Genomic DNA, 15,720 nt, shown 5'->3' with positions numbered 1-15,720 from the left:
GCGGCATTGCCTCGCTTCTGGAAAATTCCTGCCATTCTGAAACCGACCCCGAAACAGCCGTTGACTGAAGCCGTTTCGTTATTTAGCTAAATAGCGATGAATGAGATATTTGACGCTCTTGCCCATCCGATCCGCCGTGAAGTGCTTGAGATGCTCAAGCGCGGGGGCATGACTGCCGGCGAGATTGCAGACCAATTCCCGGTGTCAAAACCCACGATGTCTGGACACTTTGCCAAGCTCAAGACAGCCGGCCTGATCCGGGGCGAAAACCGAAGCGGGTCCATTACCTACACGCTCAACCTTTCCACGCTCGAAGAGGCGCTGCTGGGGTTCATGGGGCGCGTCGGGATCGGCAGCGGCGAGGCCGGCCATCAGGGCAAAGCCGGAGACACGGCATGAAAGTGCGGGGTCTGTTCTTCGCCAATCTGGGGATCGCAGCGGCGATGGCCGGGTTTGGGTTGTGGGTGGCCGCGGGCCTCGAACAGGGGGCCGAGCTCCCCACCCACTGGAATTTGGCGGGGGAAGTGGATGGCTATGCGCCGGCAGCCACGGCCCTGTTGTGGCCAGCAGGCGTGTCCGTCCTGATCGGCGCACTCTTTGCAGCGATCCCGCGATTGGAGCCTTTGCAACAGCGGCTCGAGGCTTCGGCACCGCTGCTGCGGTCGGTGTGGATCGGGACCATGCTGCTGATGGTTTATCTTCAGGTCATGATCGCCGCGCCGGCTTTGGGCTGGGCGCTTGGCCCTGACCTGCTTCGGGTCGGACTGGGCGCGCTGCTGGTGATGATCGGCAACACTTTGCCTAAATCGCGACCGAGCTTCTTCGTCGGCATCCGGACACCGTGGACCCTTGCCGATACCGACAACTGGATCGCGACCCACCGTCTTGGGGGCAAGGTGATGATGGGTGCTGGATGCCTGATCGTCGCGGCAGGCCTGTCGCCGCTGCCGCCATCATGGCGCGCCGCCGCCATGATGGCGCTGCTCGGCGGCGCGGTGGTGGTCCCCGTTTTCTACAGTTGGTGGCTGTGGAACCACAGGAGCAAGGCATGATCAAATGTATTATGACGCTGGCTGGCGCTGCGGCGCTTGGTGTCCCACTTCATGCCGAGACTGGCCCGGTAGAGGTGCCCATCGAGGCCGCAGGGCCGCAAGGCCCGCTTTCGGGCACGATGCTGCGCGGTTCGAGCGCGCAAGGACCGGTCGCCTTGATTATTCCCGGATCTGGACCGACCGACAGGGACGGGAACAGTCCGCTCGGTGTGCGCGCGGCCAGCTATCGTCTGCTTGCTCAAGGGCTGGCTGCAGAGGGCATCACCACCGTTCGCATCGACAAGCGCGGAATGTTCGGCAGTGCCGGAGCCGTCCCCGATGCTAACGCCGTAACGATGGCGGACTACGTGGTCGACACCGCCGCTTGGGTAAAATCCGTCCGGGCAAAGACGGGAGCGCCCTGTGTCTGGTTGATTGGCCACAGCGAGGGAGGGCTTGTGGCGCTTGCCGCCGCGCAGGAGGTTGAAAACCTCTGCGGGGTGGTTCTGATTGCATCAGCAGGCAGACCGTTGGGTGACGTGATCAAGTCGCAGCTTCGCGCCAATCCCGCCAATGCGCCGTTACTCCAGGCGGCCGATGCCGCGATCGACGAGCTTGCGGCAGGTCGACGCGTAGAAGCGTCCGCCCTGCCGCAGCCGCTTGCGCCGCTATTCAATCCTGCTGTGCAGGGTTTTCTCATCAGCACCTTCTCGCTCGATCCGGCGGACCTGGTCGCAACGGCACGTTTGCCCATCCTGATCGTGCAGGGCGGCAAGGACATGCAGGTCTCGGTTGCAGATGCGGAGCGTCTGAAGGCCGGTAATCCGGGGGCGATGCTGATCATCCTGCCTAATGCCAATCATGCGCTGAAAGATGTCGCGGGGAACAGTCCATCTGACAACTTCGCGGCCTATCAGACCCCAGACTTGCCGCTATCCGAGGGGCTGGTTTCGGGGATCGCAGCCTTCGTCCGCGACTAGGAGCCGCCGTTCGCCTTCCCACCCATCACCGGCCATGAGCGGAACCGATTCGCGATCTCGGAAGCGGCACGGCGGCCTTGCCCCGCTCGCGAAAAATTTCTGCCATTCAGAAACCGACCCCGTAGCTGCCGTTCCGCTTAGCTCGCTCGCTGGATCGTCAGTGTGCCTCCAAGCAATCTGCATACCGGTCGAAGATAGCGCGCATTTCTTGGGGAGCATCCGCGAAAAGATCGTGATCGGAAGCCAGAACGGTAACGAATTGAGGCAAGTCATCACGCGCAGCCAGATAATCTCGCGTGCGCGGGTCCTTGCTACCCAAGATGATCCTCGAGCACGGGCCTATCGGACCAACTGCCCCCCAGGGAAAATCGGCAGCCCCTGCGTATAGCGGGAAAAAATCATGAAGCGGTAGCATCCGCACATGGTCGAAATCCTTCCCGCCCTTCGTTTCCTTGTAGAGATGAAAAAACGTCCATTTGCCGTATGGCTCTCCGCTAGCCTTCGCCTTGTTTCGCGCCTCTGCCATCTCTCTTTCAGCCCTCCGGAGATGATGCTGCAAACCGTCCATGACCGGAACCAGAGCGAGAAAATTCATCGCCTCCAACCGCTTCTCACCCATCGCGCCGAGCGCCAGATGATTGCCCAGGCTCGTAGTGAGCAAGGCAGGTTCGGCGCCGTCCCTGTCGCGATAGTGGTCGATCACCGTCCTGACCTCGCGGATCGCCAGCTGCATTTCATCCGGGGCGTTCAAGGTCCGTAAGCCGGTTCCCCAGTAGCCGACTGAGGCAATCGTGAAACCGCGTTCAAGCAAGCTGACGTAGGATGCGTGCCAATCTATCCCGTTTATCGTGAATCCTGCTTCTCGCATTTCAGCGATTTGCTTGTCGGTTGGCGCGTCATCGACAGCAAAGGGTTTTCCGCCCGGTCCGCCGATGATATCGACAATCACAGGGCCGGGCTTCGCCCCTGCCAGTCGGTTTTCTATGACCGGCACAATTTGATCATCGACCTTGAGCGCGACCAGTTCGGATGTCAGTCCGTTTGTGGTCGACGCCTTACAGATAGTGCGGGTCGCGCGGCTGCCGCCGCCTTCCTTTTGGCGCTTGAGACATTCCAACCAGTCGGAGGCGAGGCCGATCTGCGGTTCGTCTGAACGCATCGCGATTATCTTCTCGAAGTCCTTTGCGCGAAGCTTGCTGCGATAGTCTACGACCAAAAGGGTCGAAGCCACGCCAGCAGCCGCCAAGAGGACGAGCGCGATAACCAGCTTCGTCGATCGGCGCACCGAGAAACCTCCTTTGCAAGCGGTTACAATGCACTAGAGGGCTTAATCCTACAACCATGCGAGGTCGATGCTGGATCAAACCGGCAGCAATCCACCCATGACCGGCCATGAGCGGCGCCCCGGCTCGATCCCAAAAGCGGCTTGGCCGCTTTGCCCCGATCCTGAAAAATTCCTGCCCTTCAGAAAGCGACCCCATATCGGTCATTAAACAGCAGCCAGCAATGCGAGGCTGTCGTGGCCCAGCCGTCCGGGCCGGCGCCGGTTCACCGAGCGGGAGGTGCACAACATCAAGTTCTTCACCTTCGATAGTAAAACGCTGCGCTGGCCATCGGGTAGGCGGGCATGAGTACAGACGAGACCGGCGAGGATGTTGGCTACGGCAAGCCGCCCAGGGCGACCCGGTTTACCAAGGGACGTTCGGGCAACCCCAAAGGCAGGCCCAGGAACCGCCACCGGGCGATCCCGCACGATGCTGTGCTCGGCCAGATGGTAACCGTCCGCGAAAACGGGAAGGAGTGGAGAGTAACCGCGGCCGAGGCGTTCCTGCTGCAGCTGACGCAAAAGGGCCTTGCCGGAGACAATGCCGCAGCGCGCGCTTCGCTGGAAGCAATCGAGCGGGCAAGGGCCAGCCGACCCGACAACACGCAGCGCATCACGACGATAGTCCTGACGGCTATCGAAAACGGGACCGACGCGATCCTCGAACCGCTGGGCCTCGCCATCAAGAAATACCCGACCGACGAGAGCCGCGTGCGGTGGGAAATCAATCCGTGGATCGTCCAAGCGGCGCTGGAACGGCTTGGTGATCGACAGTTGACCCAAGACGAGCAGCGCGAGGTGTGGGAGGCGACGCGAACGCCGCATAAGGTCGATTGGCCGGACTGGTGGATGGTGAAGGGCTGAAGGTCAGCTTTGCGCCCCAATTTCGGTCATTGCCTTCCAAATTTTTCGAAACTTAAAACGGACATCCAAGGCCCCTCTGTTCTCCACTAGGTGCCAAAAATTTAATTCGGCACCTGACGGGTCATCGCTCCGAGATCGGAATCGCTGTCCAAGTTGTCGGCGAGAGCCAATGGCCAACTATACGAGGCATCTGCTCGATCACATAGAGGCTGTTGCTAACCCAACTAGCAGGCGCTCCCCTCCTCGATAACTGCCTTTCCGTCCGCGACTGTGACTCGAATATCCGCCAGGTCCAAGTTCTCACGAGAATGAGATACTATCATGACGATCCTCTGGCCGATCGAATGCTTGATGCTCGAAACGATCGCACGTTCCAGTTCGGGTTCCATGGCTGACGTTGCCTCGTCTAGGATAAGCAAGCTTGCTGGCTGGAGCAGCGCGCGCGCTATGCACAGACGCTGCCGCTCCCCGCCCGAGAGACGTGCTCCGTGATCGAGCAACTCTTCGTCGAGGCGCGACTGCAAACCCCGCACCAGATGCGCGGCTTGTGCAATGTCCAGTGCCTGCCAGATCGAGCTTTCTTCCGGATTGCCTTGGGGCCAGCAAAGATTCTCGCGAACAGTACCGCTGAAAAGGAACGGCTCTTGCGGAGCGAAAGATACTTGCGACTGCCAAGCACGACGCTGAGACAGAGTGACCGGGCCACGCTCGATTTCTCCTGTTGATGGCAGGTGTAGCCCGGCGAGCAACTCTGCAAGAGTAGACTTCCCCGACCCTGAGGGCCCACTGATGTGCACCAGCGTACCCGGTGGTATAATTAGATAATCGATTTCGACCAGGGTGACCTGTTCGCCGGTCGGATCGCGCGTTTTGACGCTGCAATCGCGCAGGATAATCGGAGCCTCGTTCGCCAACTTTCTGTCAAACGCAACTTCCGCGTCGGAATCGGGATCGGGATCACTACCCGCAGCAACCAGGTCTGCTTCCACCTCGCGGAGCGCCGTGAAGGCCGGCAAAGCGTGGGCAAGTGATTGTACGCCCGAAAAGGTGGTCACGAGTGCGGGGGCCAGCCGCAGGATGATGGCGGCCATGACAAGCAGTTCCCCGCCTGAAAGGCCCAGCCAGCCATAGCTCAGCAACAGCACCGCCAGTGCCGCGAATGCTGCCAGCAACTGCACTCCATTGCGCAAGCGCGCCTGCTGCCGCACGAACGCAACCTGGATGCTCCGGGCTTCGGAGATCCGGCTTTCGAATCTTTCGGCCAGCTCTTCCTCCGCCCGCACCGCCTTTGCCGCCTTCAGACCGTCGAGGAACCGCATGGTTTCCTGCATCATGCCCCGGTTGGCCAGTGTCAGCCGTTCGCCCGATGCGTGGCTTCGACGGGCCCAGGCCAGCGCAAGCAGAATACTGACCGCCGTTAGCGCGAGTAGAAAGACACCCAGGGTTGTCGAGACCAGGAATGCTGCAGCAACGCTGGCCATGCCCAGCGCGGCCGTGACGAGGCCGCGTGTCAGGAAATTCATCGTCTGGCCGAGGCGGCCGATGTTGGTCACGATTGAATTGAGGAGCTGCGACTTTCCGAACCGCTTGATCACGGGCCACTCCGCCGCGGTCAGCATCCTGAAGAAGCGCAGCCGTTCGTGGTCGACGAAGCCCTGCGACAAATGGCTCAACAAGACATCGCGGCGAACCAGCACGACCGACCTTGCGAGCACCAGCATTATGAAGCCGCCGCTCATGATCGCCAGTTGTTCGAGCACCGTGTCGATCCCGACATCCCTCATCAACGCGAGGATCGTTGCGGTAACGCCGGTCTGGGCAGGTTCGCCCGATTGGGAGAAAATCGTTTCGGCGACGGGTAGCAGCAAGACAATGCCCGCGCCTTCCAGCACGGCGGCCACCACTACAATCGCAACTGTCGGCCACAGCCGGTTGCCGGCATACCGGACTATCGCCTTTATCAGATCGATGACCCCGCCATCATCGTGGGCCATTCGGTCAGCTTCCGGTAATGGCGTCATTCCGAGGTTGCCCGGCTCGCGCCGAAAACATGGTATTCAGCGCTCACTTCGCCTCCCGTGACGATGTCATTGCCACACACGAGCCAGGCATGGAATTTCAAGCTGCCGTCATCGGTGCCGCGTTTCGAACCGACCATTAGCCGTGACGGGATTTTCCGGCGTTGGAGCATCCAGCGCGCCGTCATTGCCCTTGGCAGACAGGCTGCATCGAAGGGCATGACATTCGCGATCCGTGCGACGACCCTGCCTATGCCCACTGCGGTGCGCGCCTGCTCGTTGGTCAAGTCGGTTTGCTGGATATCTTCAGGGCAGGCGCCGATGGGCCCTACGGTGTCGCGCCACCACGCGAAGGGCACGAAGCGGACAAGCAACCGTGCCCATGCGAGACCAAGGATAATCTCCAGCTTGAGTGCCGGTTTGTCGTGCAGCCTGATGCCCACCGTGTGCTGTCCTTGCTCTAGTGATTTTTGCGAAGCCACCACAACGCGTTTTGGTCCCAAACTGCGCGCAGCCTCGGCGGGTAGGACGTACCGCACAGTGGGATATCGCGCACCATTTCAACTCGGCGGGCTAGACGTTCGAACGGCGACCGCGGACTCTCGCGGAGCAGCTCTCTTAGAAAGACCCGTAAATGTCGCTCAGCTCGCGTCCGCTCTGACTTTGGAGCCAGTCCATCTATCCATGCCTCGGCGAAATCTTCCGGCCAGATTGCATGCGCAAGGTGAAAGCTTGCGAGCAGAGCGGAGCTGCAATCGTATGCGTCGGCCATGTCGATAACAGTCGCGCGAACATCGCGTGGTGTCAGTTGTGCGATCCGGACCAAGTCGCATAGCCAATTCAACCTCATCCAATTAGAGCGAGCACCATGAAGCAGAAGGTAAAGCACGTATTCCGGTGACTGCAGGTCCAGGGGAGCCGAAAAGAAACATGCGTCGCTCCATCCAGAAGGAGGCCGCGAGAGTAGCCGTGAGTGCAGTTCTATTTCGACTGACAAGCGAGGATCGATGACAGAAACCTCGTGATGATAGCGCAGTATACGCATCGCATGCTCGGGGTTGACGGCATCGCGCTGTTTCGTTCGATAGCCGTACGCAGCGACCATGTTGAGAACCTCGACCATAGCACTGGCCTCGACGAGAATATCGACATCCTTGGAATGCCGCCGGCCTTCCTCACCGTAAAGGATTTCGCCGAGCTTGCTTCCTTTGACCACAACAGCGGCAATCCCAAGCGTCCTCAGACGGGCAGACAGTTGCGACGCCGCTGCTTTCTGGCGCATAGATCGGCGAAGGTTTATCCTTTTGAGTTCCTCTAACCGGCCGACCTGCACAGGGTCTAATGTATCGTCTGTAAGCGATCTCGCATAATGTAGCAGAGGGGCTACGCGGTGCCGCGCTACTGCCAGAGCTATCGTTTCGGGATCGGGCCTAGAGTATCCCGGTAAGGCCAAAGCAGGCCTCAATGCGTCGGCGAGTCGCCGCGTCAGGGGAAAGGTATAGTCCACCCGCGCAGTTAGCTCTAGAGAAGGTCTGGATTCAAGATGCGATAAAAGGATCATTCGCAATGAAATTGTCCCTCTTAATCAGTGGGATGAACGAAAAGAAGTAACTCAAGGTGCTCGATGCTTTTTGGGGATGTGAGATACTCGAAAGACCAACGGGGAATTCCACTTATCCGCTAGCACCTGGCAGATCACGACCGGCAACCGACCCGATAGGTCTCTAGGAAACCAAGAATTGAAATTACGGTTAGACCACTTTTTGAACCAGCAAAGGGGGTCGCGGTGAAGTTTCGATCAGTCGGTTATTAGAGCCAGAGAGGGGATCAGGCATCGTCGGCCTTCCCGCGACAAGAGCGCCGCAATACTTTTGCGCAGCATCCATATCTTCGAAGCGGAAGTGATTATTTCCCCAAGCCAACCAACCACCAATGGTAAGAACCGCACCCAGCCGGGTGACGGCGGCATTCACCCTTTCGAAAGACAACTTCGCCTCGCAATTTTCAAAAATCTCTTCGCCGCGTAAATCGCCATGGCGGAAAACCGCAAGCGCCAGGATAAGGTCGTATCGTTCATTAGGCTTGGGCCGGTCGCCCTCGATGTATGTCGAAAGCTCGCAAGGGTCTGCGCTCTGCGCCTTCTCAAGTACGCGCCGATTACAATCGACACCGGTGATGAAAGCATGCGGGCAGTATGCTCTCAATGAACGCACCTCCTCCCCCGACGAGCAACCGAAGGATAGGATGCGCTGCGGCACCTTATCGGCCAATTGCTCGGACACGATACGAAACAACATTGGATAGCGATTCATCTTTGTAGTCGTGAATGGCTGGAACTGTTCGAGGTTAGATCGGCGTATCCGGGCAAGTTCGCGATTCTTGGGATGAGCCAAGCGGTAGATCGATCGCGCTGCGGACAGCAGCGCCTTTTTGAAATTCGGCAAATGGATATCCAGCCCTGCCCGCAAAAAATATCAGGTCTCAAAGGGTTCGAAAGTTAGCTAGATTTCTTTCCTAGTCTTCGAGAAAGTACGAAATGCAGCAAGCTCCTACCGCGCACATATAAAAATTTTGAGCCGCGCATTTAAATTCGGTTTGTCACGGGGCTTAACGCTCTAGCCGTTGCAATGACCTTGCCTCCCACTATTTGCCCGTCTTGGATTGAGTTGTTCGTCCTTGCGTGGCAGGTTCAACAGCTTGGACCTTGATTTACCTTATCGGCCGCTCCTTGGGGACGGGATCAGACAAAGCCAGAACAAGCCGGCGCCTTCTCAACCGCATCAAAATTCCAGTGTCTTATATATGATCTTCGGTATTCTATCTTTGGAGGGAGAGAGCCCGCCACAAAGTTGGGTTACGCTCATGGAGGCACGAGCGAGGGTCTGGCCCTCTGCTCATCAGAGGGCCTATGCAACCAAGAATGCATACGTTGCAAGCAACACACTCAGAGGGAGTGCGGACGCAAATCGCGACTCGAATTCGGTCGGTGAAATTCAGGGTACGGTCGTGCTGTTCGACGGCAGGCTGGATAACGTCGAAGAGCTCCGGTCATTCTTTTCGCCGTGTGATGGAAATCAAGACTCACTTCTCGTGAATGCGTGGCGCAAACGGAACCTGCGGCTTCCCGCGAGCCTCATCGGCGATTTCGCTATGGCCGTAGTGGAGGGCGAGAACCAGTTGCTACTCGCCCGCGATCCGTTTGGCGTTCGCCCCCTGTTTTTCGCACGCTCAGGAGGCTGGGTCGCCTTTGCCAGCAGTATGGATGTGCTACTACCGCTGCCGTTCGTCGACCGGACGCCAAACACAAGCTGGATGGCGGACTTTGTCGAAGGCATCAAGGCTGACGGAACTGCCACGCCTTATCGTGGGATCATGGCCGTTTCGGCGGGGACGCAAATCTCGTTCGGACCTGCCGGAATGGAAACCCGGCGGCACTGGAACCCGCCGGCTCTCGACGATTTGCTGGACATCGACCCTAATGAGGCGGTGGAAGAATTCCGCCGTCTGTTCGATCAGGCGATCGTTGCCCGCCTGCCGGACCGGGGCCCTGCGGCATTCGAACTCAGCGGCGGCCTCGATTCAACGAGTATCGCGGTTTCAGCAGCACCGATTATGGTGGAGCGGGGGCAAAGGATGCTTACGCTGTCGCACGTGTTGGGGCGAGACGCAGACAGCCAGAGCAGGGTACGCGACGAACGGCCGCAAATCGAGGCGGTGCTCGGCGTTCTGCCCCCGGGCGAACACCGCTGGCTCGACAACAGTCACCAGCCACAGGTCGCTTCGATGACCGACACGATCCTGCGGCACGGAGGGCCTGTCCGCCGCGACTTCAATTCCGTCCAGCACGGCCTTGTAGAGGCCTTGCGCGAGCACGATTGTGAAGTCCTTTTCTCCGGTTTCGGTGGCGATGACATCGTGACCGGGGCAGGTGCGGGGCTGCTTGAAAGCCTCGCACAAGACCGCCGGTGGGACGAACTCAAGCAACTAATAAGCCACCCGTTGTCGCGCCTCGCATGGCGCAACGCCGTTGGTCGGCATTTCCTGCGCTCCCACGCCCATCGCAGGCTGAGCGATCAGGCTTTGGCCAAGCCCAGACTAACCGGGACGCAATTTCTTTCGGATAACGAACTTGCACAAAGGCGCACGCGCTTCCCTTTGGTTCCAGCTTGGGGAACCATAGGTGCTCGCGAACGCTGGCGAGCAGCTGCCCCTGCCATCGGAATTCGCGGACAAGATAGCGCTGTGGGCGCAGGATCGCAGGGCTTCGAATATGTCTATCCCATGCTCGACGTGCGACTTGTCGAGTTCGTGTTGCGGTTGCCAGATCGGCTGAAGCGCACGGTCGAAGACAGACGCTGTATGATCAGACGCGCAATGGAAGGTCGGCTGCCCGATATGGTCCGGACGCGCGATGACAAGTCGCCTTCTGCCGTACCGGTCGCCGCTGCGCGGTTCCATCTGGAGCATGAGGATTACCTTGCACTGTTCAAACGCAACCTTGACAATCCCTTGCTCACGCAAGTCCTCGATATGCCGAGGGGATTAGCCGCATTGCGCGCATTTCAAGATCTCCAGGGTTCGAACGGCGCATTCTCCCTGCGACACTTTCGCGCAATCGCACAACTTTGTCTCTGGAGTGAGCAACTACTCCATCATCAGCCATACCAGACCGAATAGTTGACGCGAACCCAGCCCGGAGGAACTTCGCCCAGCGCTTCAATCTCGTGAAAGTTGTCTTGCGTAACGTCGAACAGGATCATGCGATTGGGCAGCGGATCGATGAGTTCAACCCGCCCATCGTCCATGTACAGCCTGAAGCGCCCGGCATAATCCGGATGCCAATCCCGGTGCAGGTAATGCACCATGCACAACTTGCGTCCTTGGCGCGTATCGCTGTGCTTGCGCAGGAAATTGCCCGGCCCGTGCAGCTTCAAATTGATCCCGCCCACGCGTTCAAGAGATATTCCCGAAATCGCGGACAACCAATTCAGGAAACTGGTGCTGCCCATGGCACGGCGGACCAGTGCCTCGGCCTTCATCGCGGGGGTGCCGTCCCGACTAGGCCGAGCTCCATCAAGCTTGCGCTGGAAGATGAAGCGATCCGCCTCGTCAGCGCTGTTGAACGCTTCCGGATCGACCGAGCCACGCGGCATACCCGCGCGTGTTCGTTCGCCGGCTTTCGCTGCCGATGAAAGTTTCAGGTTGTCGACGAACTTGCCATCTCGTTCGACGACATCCTGCAAAAGATCGATGATCTGTGGCTGAAAGACATCGTCGATAACGACATGCCTGTTGGTCTTCTGCAAGAATTCTTGCCGCAATCGTGCCACTCTGTCTGGTTCACGAACATGCTCGCAGAGCAGGAATGCGGGCAGAAGATCGTTCATGTGTGTTGCATATCGCGTCGACCAGTTCGAAACCCGTCAATCATAGGCCGGATTGGGTAAATCGGGCTTTACAAATCCTTCGAAACAATGACATCTGTTTCGAGTATACCGAGAAGGAATCAAGCGATGTCACATCAAGCAAAGGCCATTGAAAAGCAAGCGTGGGAAGCACCCGAACTGACAGTCGTGGCGACCAGCAAGGATATTCGCAGCGGCGCCTTCTTTGATGACGAGGATTTCACCGGAGTGCCTTCATGACAAGACGGTGTTCCAGACGAAGCCTGGGACCTGTATTAAACGAAGACCCGCGCATGGCACCCCGAGTGGCGAAAGCGAAATTGCCCGCACCTCTCCAGACCCAGTCGGCAAGCAGGCACTAATGCCGACTTACAAGGTGCACGGACTGACCTTGGTCAGTGACCTGCCATTGCCCGATGTTCAGATGATCGAAGACGCAGTCGTTCACGACCCAGTGCGGATCAAGGCCGGCGTGGTGCCCGGGTCTTTCCCCGATCAGGAGCTTGTCCGCCGTTACTATCGCACGGCGCCGCAACGGGTGCTGTTGCGCGTAAAGGGCGTCGGTCGTTTGCTCATCGAGCATGGAAGCACGATAATCTACGAACGTTCACACGATGGCGACGACGCGTTGCTTGCCGCAAACATTTTGGGCAGCGGGCTCGCGACCATCCGTCACCAGCGGGCGGGCGTGGTGCTGCACGGGGCAAGCATCTGCCAGAACGGGCGCGTCTTTCTCGTTTGCGGTCAATCCGGAGCCGGCAAGTCCACCGTTGCCGCGCACATCCTTGCGGGGGACGGTTTGACACTGGGGGACGATGTCACCGCTGTGGGCGATGCACCGGATTTCCTTGTCCATCCTGGCCCCTCGAGCACGAAACTGGCCGATGATGCGCTCCGCCGATTACCGCACCACGCTGCGCAAACGAACGTAGCGCGGTGCATCTCGGGGAAACGTATTCTTTCGACCAAGTCGATTCACGCGGCAGAAGCGTTGCCGCTTGCTGGTATAGTCACCATCGAAAGGAGCGATGAGCCGTCGCCCGTCTCACGAAGACTCGATCCTTCGGAAGCGCTGAGCGCCCTGCATCGGCACACCTTTCGCAAACGCTTCATCACGGGCGACACGTTCCCGGTGCTGCGGAGAAAGTGGGAAGCTCTCGCGCATCGCATACCGGTGTGGGAAATCGTCAGGCCCGGCGAAGGAAATACCCTGGAACAGGTGGTCTCGCTGACCCATCGCGCGATGGAACGGATGGAGTTGGAAGGCCTGGTGGAGCAACAATGACTCAAATTGACTCGATGGATCTCGTTTTCGCCCACGAAGACGATGTGCTGATGACGGATTCGAACGACATAAAAGTGTTGATGTCGATGAAGACCGACAAGTTCATAGAGCTCAACCACACCGGTCGAGCGATCTGGGACCTAATCGACGGCAGCCGCAAGCTGGCGGGGATCGTCACTCTGCTGGAAGACAAGTACGACATATCGCGGCAGGAGTGCGAGGCCGCTGTGACGGACTTTACCAATCGGCTGCAATCCGAAGGCCTGGTCAAGCGAGTGGCTTGAAAACAGTCAATGCTCGATATTGCCCGCAAGCATTTCGATGTGATGGAAAGGCTTGCCGATCCGCTGGTTGCCTCGGGTTTGCTCAATCACTTCGATACGCAGATTGGCCGTGGCGCCGACTCCAGCCGACACCTCCTGCTGCGAGGTAACATTCTTCGCCGATGCGGACGCCTGATGGAATCCCGAGTGGTGCTGAACGCGTTTGCCCGCGAAAAAGGCATGGGCGAGATTCCTGACCCGGATGCACTCTGCCACCCCGGGCTGGAGTCCGAGCCCGGTTTTGTCATGGCGCCGTTGATTGTAATCGACGATTTCCTACCTGCGAACGAGATGGATCGCCTGTATCGTCGTGCCTGCGCGCTGGAAAAGGAATTTGTCCTTGCCCCCAGCAACCGTCATGCGATCGGCTACGATCCGGACACCAGGGAAACGCTGGTTCATCCGCAATTCGATGAAGCCGATCCGGTAATGCGTGCCTTCGTCGGAGAAAATCTTCTGCGAATGCAGCGCGCCTTCGGTCTTCCGCGATTCGACCTGGACGCGATCGAAACAAAGCTTACCTGCCATCGCGATGGCGGCTTCTTCGTGTCTCACGCGGATAACCACAAGCCATTCGGCGAGGTCGGGCGCGCCATCACCTGCGTCTACTACCTTGGCCGGAAACCGCCGCAACATCGCGGAGGTGAACTTCGCGTCATTGATACCAGTTTTCCCGATCAAGGTATGGCGGAAAACTGGTTCACAACCGTCGCGCCGACACCAAATCGTTTCGTCGCGTTCCCAAGCTGGTTCAATCACGCGGTGTCCCCTTCACGGGTTCCAGAAAACCGTTTCGAAGATGCGCGTTTCGCCGTTTCCTGTCACGTTCTGAAGCCTGCCGACGGCCAGACATGGTTGCAGAAATGACGAAAGCTCAGTGGCTCCCCTACCTGGTCGAGCGTCGCGGCGATCACGATGTGGTGCGCTTGATTGATGTCAATCGGCTCGACCTGAACCACGCATTCCTGCATCACGCGCTGGAAGAGGCAACGACGCAGCACCTTGCACAGGCGATACGCTTAACGACCTTGCCGAAGTGGCTGAATGAGCAGCCGGAACCCGATGACAATTACTCTGACTTTGCGGCGATCTTCCATGTCTCGCGCTGCGGTTCGACGCTGCTGTCACACAATATTTCGGTCGCCCCGAATGTCATCTCCCTTAACGAACCGCCTTTCTTTCGCATCCTGCGGCATCGCCTCGACGGAACGTGCAGCCTCGATGAGGCGCTTGCCATTTGCCTCAAGGTTCTTGCGTGCTGGCGAAGATGGGCTGCGAGCCAGGGCAAGCGACTGGTGATCAAGTTCAACAGCCAGATGCACGCCTACGCTCACCAGTTGTTCTCCGAAATGGCAGGCGCGCGGTTCGTGTTCCTCCATCGGGACCCCGTGGCCGTGCTGGAATCGCTCGATCGCAACCCGCCCTCGTTCCTGCGATCCGAGGCTGCGCAGGCACGTTTTCCCGTTCCGCCATATCTTCAGCATGTCGAAGCCGAGCCTATCGCGAAAGCAGCGGCCGCACGTTTTTGCGCGACGGTCGATTATTTCTCTCGGGTAGAGCGTGAAGACCTGCTTACAGTGGCTTACCCTCAACTTGCATCAAGGTTCAGCGACATCCTGCGCCATCTCAGGCTGGATCCCGATGCAGTCACGAAATGGTCGGCGACTCGATATGCCAAGGCGCGAAAGGAAAATGGCGATCAGCTCTATGTTCCTGTGTCGGCGGAGCGGATGAACCGGTTCACCAGGCAAAATGCGCATCTTGTCGCCGTTGCAAGAGGCCAATACGATAAATATTTGTCTGCCGAAAAAGCACGCTCTTTACGGGCCACCCAAAGTACGGCAGCCGACTTTCTAGGATGAGAGTGAAGAGCTCGGTTTCGCCGAACGGCCGAACTGACTATTGGTTCGAAGGGTGCTGTCAGAGCAAATGCACCGGCTAGCGGATTGCGCCTGATCAGCTAGGGCAAGGCATGCCCAGACCAAAGAAGCCTACCAGCCCGTTTCGTTATTTCAACTCGTCACCAGAGATCATCCGCCTGGTGGTGATGATGTACGTCCGCTTTCCGCTGAGCCTGCGGAACGTGGAAGACCTGCTAGCCGAACGTGGTATCGATATCTGCCACGAGACGGTGCGGCACTGGTGGAACAGGTTCGGTCCGCTGTTCGCCGCTGATGTGCGGCGCCAGCGGGTCCGCCGGATGAAGGGCTTTCGCCAGTGGAAGTGGCACCTTGACGAGGTCTACGTAAAGATCAACGGGGAGATGCATTACCTCTGGCGCGCGGTCGACCAAGAGGGCGAGGTTCTCGAGAGCTACGTCACGAAGACGAGAGACAAGAAGGCAGCGCTCAGGTTCATGAAGTAGGCGCTGAAGCGGCACGGTTCGCCGGCTGAGATCACCACTGATGGCCTTCGCTCGTACAAAGCAGCGATGAGCGAGCTAGGCTCAGGACCCATTAAATCACTTGCGCTGGCGGCATTCGATTGATT

Annotated in this window: 16 protein-coding genes and 1 pseudogene; 11 read left to right on the top strand and 6 right to left on the bottom strand. The window is 58.7% G+C overall.

Going from position 1 to position 15,720, the window contains the following annotated elements; translation table 11 throughout:
• The first annotated feature begins 96 nt into the window (after positions 1-96).
• The 3 genes from IP79_RS14590 (at position 97) to IP79_RS14580 (ending at position 2,011) form a co-directional block, all read left to right on the top strand.
• Positions 97-399, top strand: a complete 303-nt coding sequence (locus IP79_RS14590; protein WP_054120047.1) for a metalloregulator ArsR/SmtB family transcription factor — start codon at positions 97-99, stop codon at positions 397-399.
• Entirely contained in the window at positions 396-1,052 is a 657-nt protein-coding gene (locus IP79_RS14585; protein WP_054120046.1) for an SdpI family protein, read from the top strand. The genes IP79_RS14590 and IP79_RS14585 overlap by 4 nt, the downstream gene beginning before the upstream one ends.
• 119 nt (positions 1,053-1,171) lie before the next feature.
• Complete coding sequence (locus IP79_RS14580) at positions 1,172-2,011, top strand: alpha/beta hydrolase (protein ID WP_233994240.1); 840 nt, start codon at positions 1,172-1,174, stop codon at positions 2,009-2,011.
• Positions 2,012-2,168: 157 nt separating this feature from the next.
• On the opposite strand, the gene IP79_RS14575 is transcribed toward IP79_RS14580, so the two are convergent.
• Positions 2,169-3,296, bottom strand: a complete 1,128-nt coding sequence (locus IP79_RS14575) for an alpha/beta fold hydrolase (protein WP_054120044.1) — start codon at positions 3,294-3,296, stop codon at positions 2,169-2,171.
• A gap of 342 nt (positions 3,297-3,638) precedes the next feature.
• Between IP79_RS14575 and IP79_RS14570 the strand changes: the two genes are divergently transcribed.
• Positions 3,639-4,199 carry a DUF5681 domain-containing protein gene (locus IP79_RS14570; protein ID WP_054120043.1) on the top strand — a complete coding sequence of 187 codons (561 nt, stop codon included), beginning with the start codon at positions 3,639-3,641 and terminating at the stop codon, positions 4,197-4,199.
• A 224-nt stretch (positions 4,200-4,423) separates the two neighbouring features.
• Here the strand turns inward: IP79_RS14570 and IP79_RS14565 are convergent, their stop codons facing one another.
• The 4 genes from IP79_RS14565 to IP79_RS14550 all read right to left on the bottom strand — a co-directional run bounded on the left by IP79_RS14565 (position 4,424) and on the right by IP79_RS14550 (position 8,661).
• Positions 4,424-6,193: an ATP-binding cassette domain-containing protein gene (locus IP79_RS14565; RefSeq protein ID WP_054120042.1), complete on the bottom strand. Its 1,770-nt coding sequence runs from the start codon at positions 6,191-6,193 to the stop codon at positions 4,424-4,426.
• 23 nt (positions 6,194-6,216) lie between these two features.
• The gene (locus tag IP79_RS14560) at positions 6,217-6,660 is read right to left on the bottom strand and encodes a lasso peptide biosynthesis B2 protein (protein ID WP_054120041.1); all 444 of its coding nucleotides are present in this window, start codon (positions 6,658-6,660) and stop codon (positions 6,217-6,219) included.
• Positions 6,661-6,677: 17 nt separating this feature from the next.
• Entirely contained in the window at positions 6,678-7,778 is a 1,101-nt protein-coding gene (locus IP79_RS15920; protein ID WP_082337252.1) for a nucleotidyltransferase family protein, read from the bottom strand.
• 190 nt (positions 7,779-7,968) lie between these two features.
• On the bottom strand, positions 7,969-8,661 hold the full coding sequence (locus tag IP79_RS14550) for a class I SAM-dependent methyltransferase (RefSeq protein ID WP_156318357.1): 693 nt from the start codon (positions 8,659-8,661) through the stop codon (positions 7,969-7,971).
• A 562-nt stretch (positions 8,662-9,223) separates the two neighbouring features.
• Here IP79_RS14550 and IP79_RS14545 point away from each other — a divergent pair.
• Positions 9,224-10,894 carry an asparagine synthase-related protein gene (locus IP79_RS14545; RefSeq protein ID WP_197273840.1) on the top strand — a complete coding sequence of 557 codons (1,671 nt, stop codon included), beginning with the start codon at positions 9,224-9,226 and terminating at the stop codon, positions 10,892-10,894.
• Here the strand turns inward: IP79_RS14545 and IP79_RS14540 are convergent.
• Positions 10,873-11,604: a 2OG-Fe(II) oxygenase gene (locus tag IP79_RS14540; RefSeq protein ID WP_054120037.1), complete on the bottom strand. Its 732-nt coding sequence runs from the start codon at positions 11,602-11,604 to the stop codon at positions 10,873-10,875. The genes IP79_RS14545 and IP79_RS14540 overlap by 22 nt on opposite strands.
• Before the next feature lie 126 nt (positions 11,605-11,730).
• Between IP79_RS14540 and IP79_RS15875 the strand changes: the two genes are divergently transcribed.
• The 6 genes and pseudogenes from IP79_RS15875 to IP79_RS14515 form a co-directional block, all read left to right on the top strand.
• Complete coding sequence (locus IP79_RS15875) at positions 11,731-11,862, top strand: hypothetical protein (RefSeq protein WP_267886226.1); 132 nt, start codon at positions 11,731-11,733, stop codon at positions 11,860-11,862.
• Between the two features lie 121 nt (positions 11,863-11,983).
• Complete coding sequence (locus tag IP79_RS14535; protein WP_054120036.1) at positions 11,984-12,907, top strand: hypothetical protein; 924 nt, start codon at positions 11,984-11,986, stop codon at positions 12,905-12,907.
• Positions 12,904-13,191, top strand: coding sequence for a PqqD family protein (locus IP79_RS14530; RefSeq protein ID WP_054120035.1), 288 nt, complete (start codon positions 12,904-12,906; stop codon positions 13,189-13,191). Before IP79_RS14535 ends, IP79_RS14530 begins: the two co-directional genes overlap by 4 nt.
• A gap of 9 nt (positions 13,192-13,200) precedes the next feature.
• Positions 13,201-14,097, top strand: a complete 897-nt coding sequence (locus IP79_RS14525) for a 2OG-Fe(II) oxygenase (RefSeq protein WP_054120034.1) — start codon at positions 13,201-13,203, stop codon at positions 14,095-14,097.
• Positions 14,082-15,092, top strand: coding sequence for a sulfotransferase family protein (locus IP79_RS14520; RefSeq protein ID WP_054120033.1), 1,011 nt, complete (start codon positions 14,082-14,084; stop codon positions 15,090-15,092). Before IP79_RS14525 ends, IP79_RS14520 begins: the two co-directional genes overlap by 16 nt.
• A 110-nt stretch (positions 15,093-15,202) precedes the next feature.
• Positions 15,203-15,679 (top strand): annotated as a pseudogene (locus tag IP79_RS14515) (IS6 family transposase); the annotation flags it as partial.
• Positions 15,680-15,720: the final 41 nt, after the last annotated feature.

The sequence above is a fragment of the Porphyrobacter sp. AAP60 genome, assembly GCF_001296025.1.
GTDB lineage: Bacteria > Pseudomonadota > Alphaproteobacteria > Sphingomonadales > Sphingomonadaceae > Erythrobacter.
This window is presented reverse-complemented; position numbering and strand designations above follow the sequence as displayed.

Excerpts from the sequence above, each read along its gene's own strand:
- IP79_RS14580 (WP_233994240.1), top strand. The coding sequence starts at position 1,172 with ATGCTGCGCGGTTCGAGCGCGCAAGGACCGGTCGCCTTGATTATTCCC.
- IP79_RS14540 (WP_054120037.1), bottom strand. The coding sequence starts at position 11,604 with ATGAACGATCTTCTGCCCGCATTCCTGCTCTGCGAGCATGTTCGTGAA.
- IP79_RS14570 (WP_054120043.1), top strand. The coding sequence starts at position 3,639 with ATGAGTACAGACGAGACCGGCGAGGATGTTGGCTACGGCAAGCCGCCC.
- IP79_RS14585 (WP_054120046.1), top strand. The coding sequence starts at position 396 with ATGAAAGTGCGGGGTCTGTTCTTCGCCAATCTGGGGATCGCAGCGGCG.
- IP79_RS14590 (WP_054120047.1), top strand. The coding sequence starts at position 97 with ATGAATGAGATATTTGACGCTCTTGCCCATCCGATCCGCCGTGAAGTG.
- IP79_RS14520 (WP_054120033.1), top strand. The coding sequence starts at position 14,082 with ATGGTTGCAGAAATGACGAAAGCTCAGTGGCTCCCCTACCTGGTCGAG.
- IP79_RS14535 (WP_054120036.1), top strand. The coding sequence starts at position 11,984 with ATGCCGACTTACAAGGTGCACGGACTGACCTTGGTCAGTGACCTGCCA.
- IP79_RS15875 (WP_267886226.1), top strand. The coding sequence starts at position 11,731 with ATGTCACATCAAGCAAAGGCCATTGAAAAGCAAGCGTGGGAAGCACCC.
- IP79_RS14525 (WP_054120034.1), top strand. The coding sequence starts at position 13,201 with ATGCTCGATATTGCCCGCAAGCATTTCGATGTGATGGAAAGGCTTGCC.
- IP79_RS14565 (WP_054120042.1), bottom strand. The coding sequence starts at position 6,193 with ATGGCCCACGATGATGGCGGGGTCATCGATCTGATAAAGGCGATAGTC.
- IP79_RS14530 (WP_054120035.1), top strand. The coding sequence starts at position 12,904 with ATGACTCAAATTGACTCGATGGATCTCGTTTTCGCCCACGAAGACGAT.
- IP79_RS15920 (WP_082337252.1), bottom strand. The coding sequence starts at position 7,778 with ATGATCCTTTTATCGCATCTTGAATCCAGACCTTCTCTAGAGCTAACT.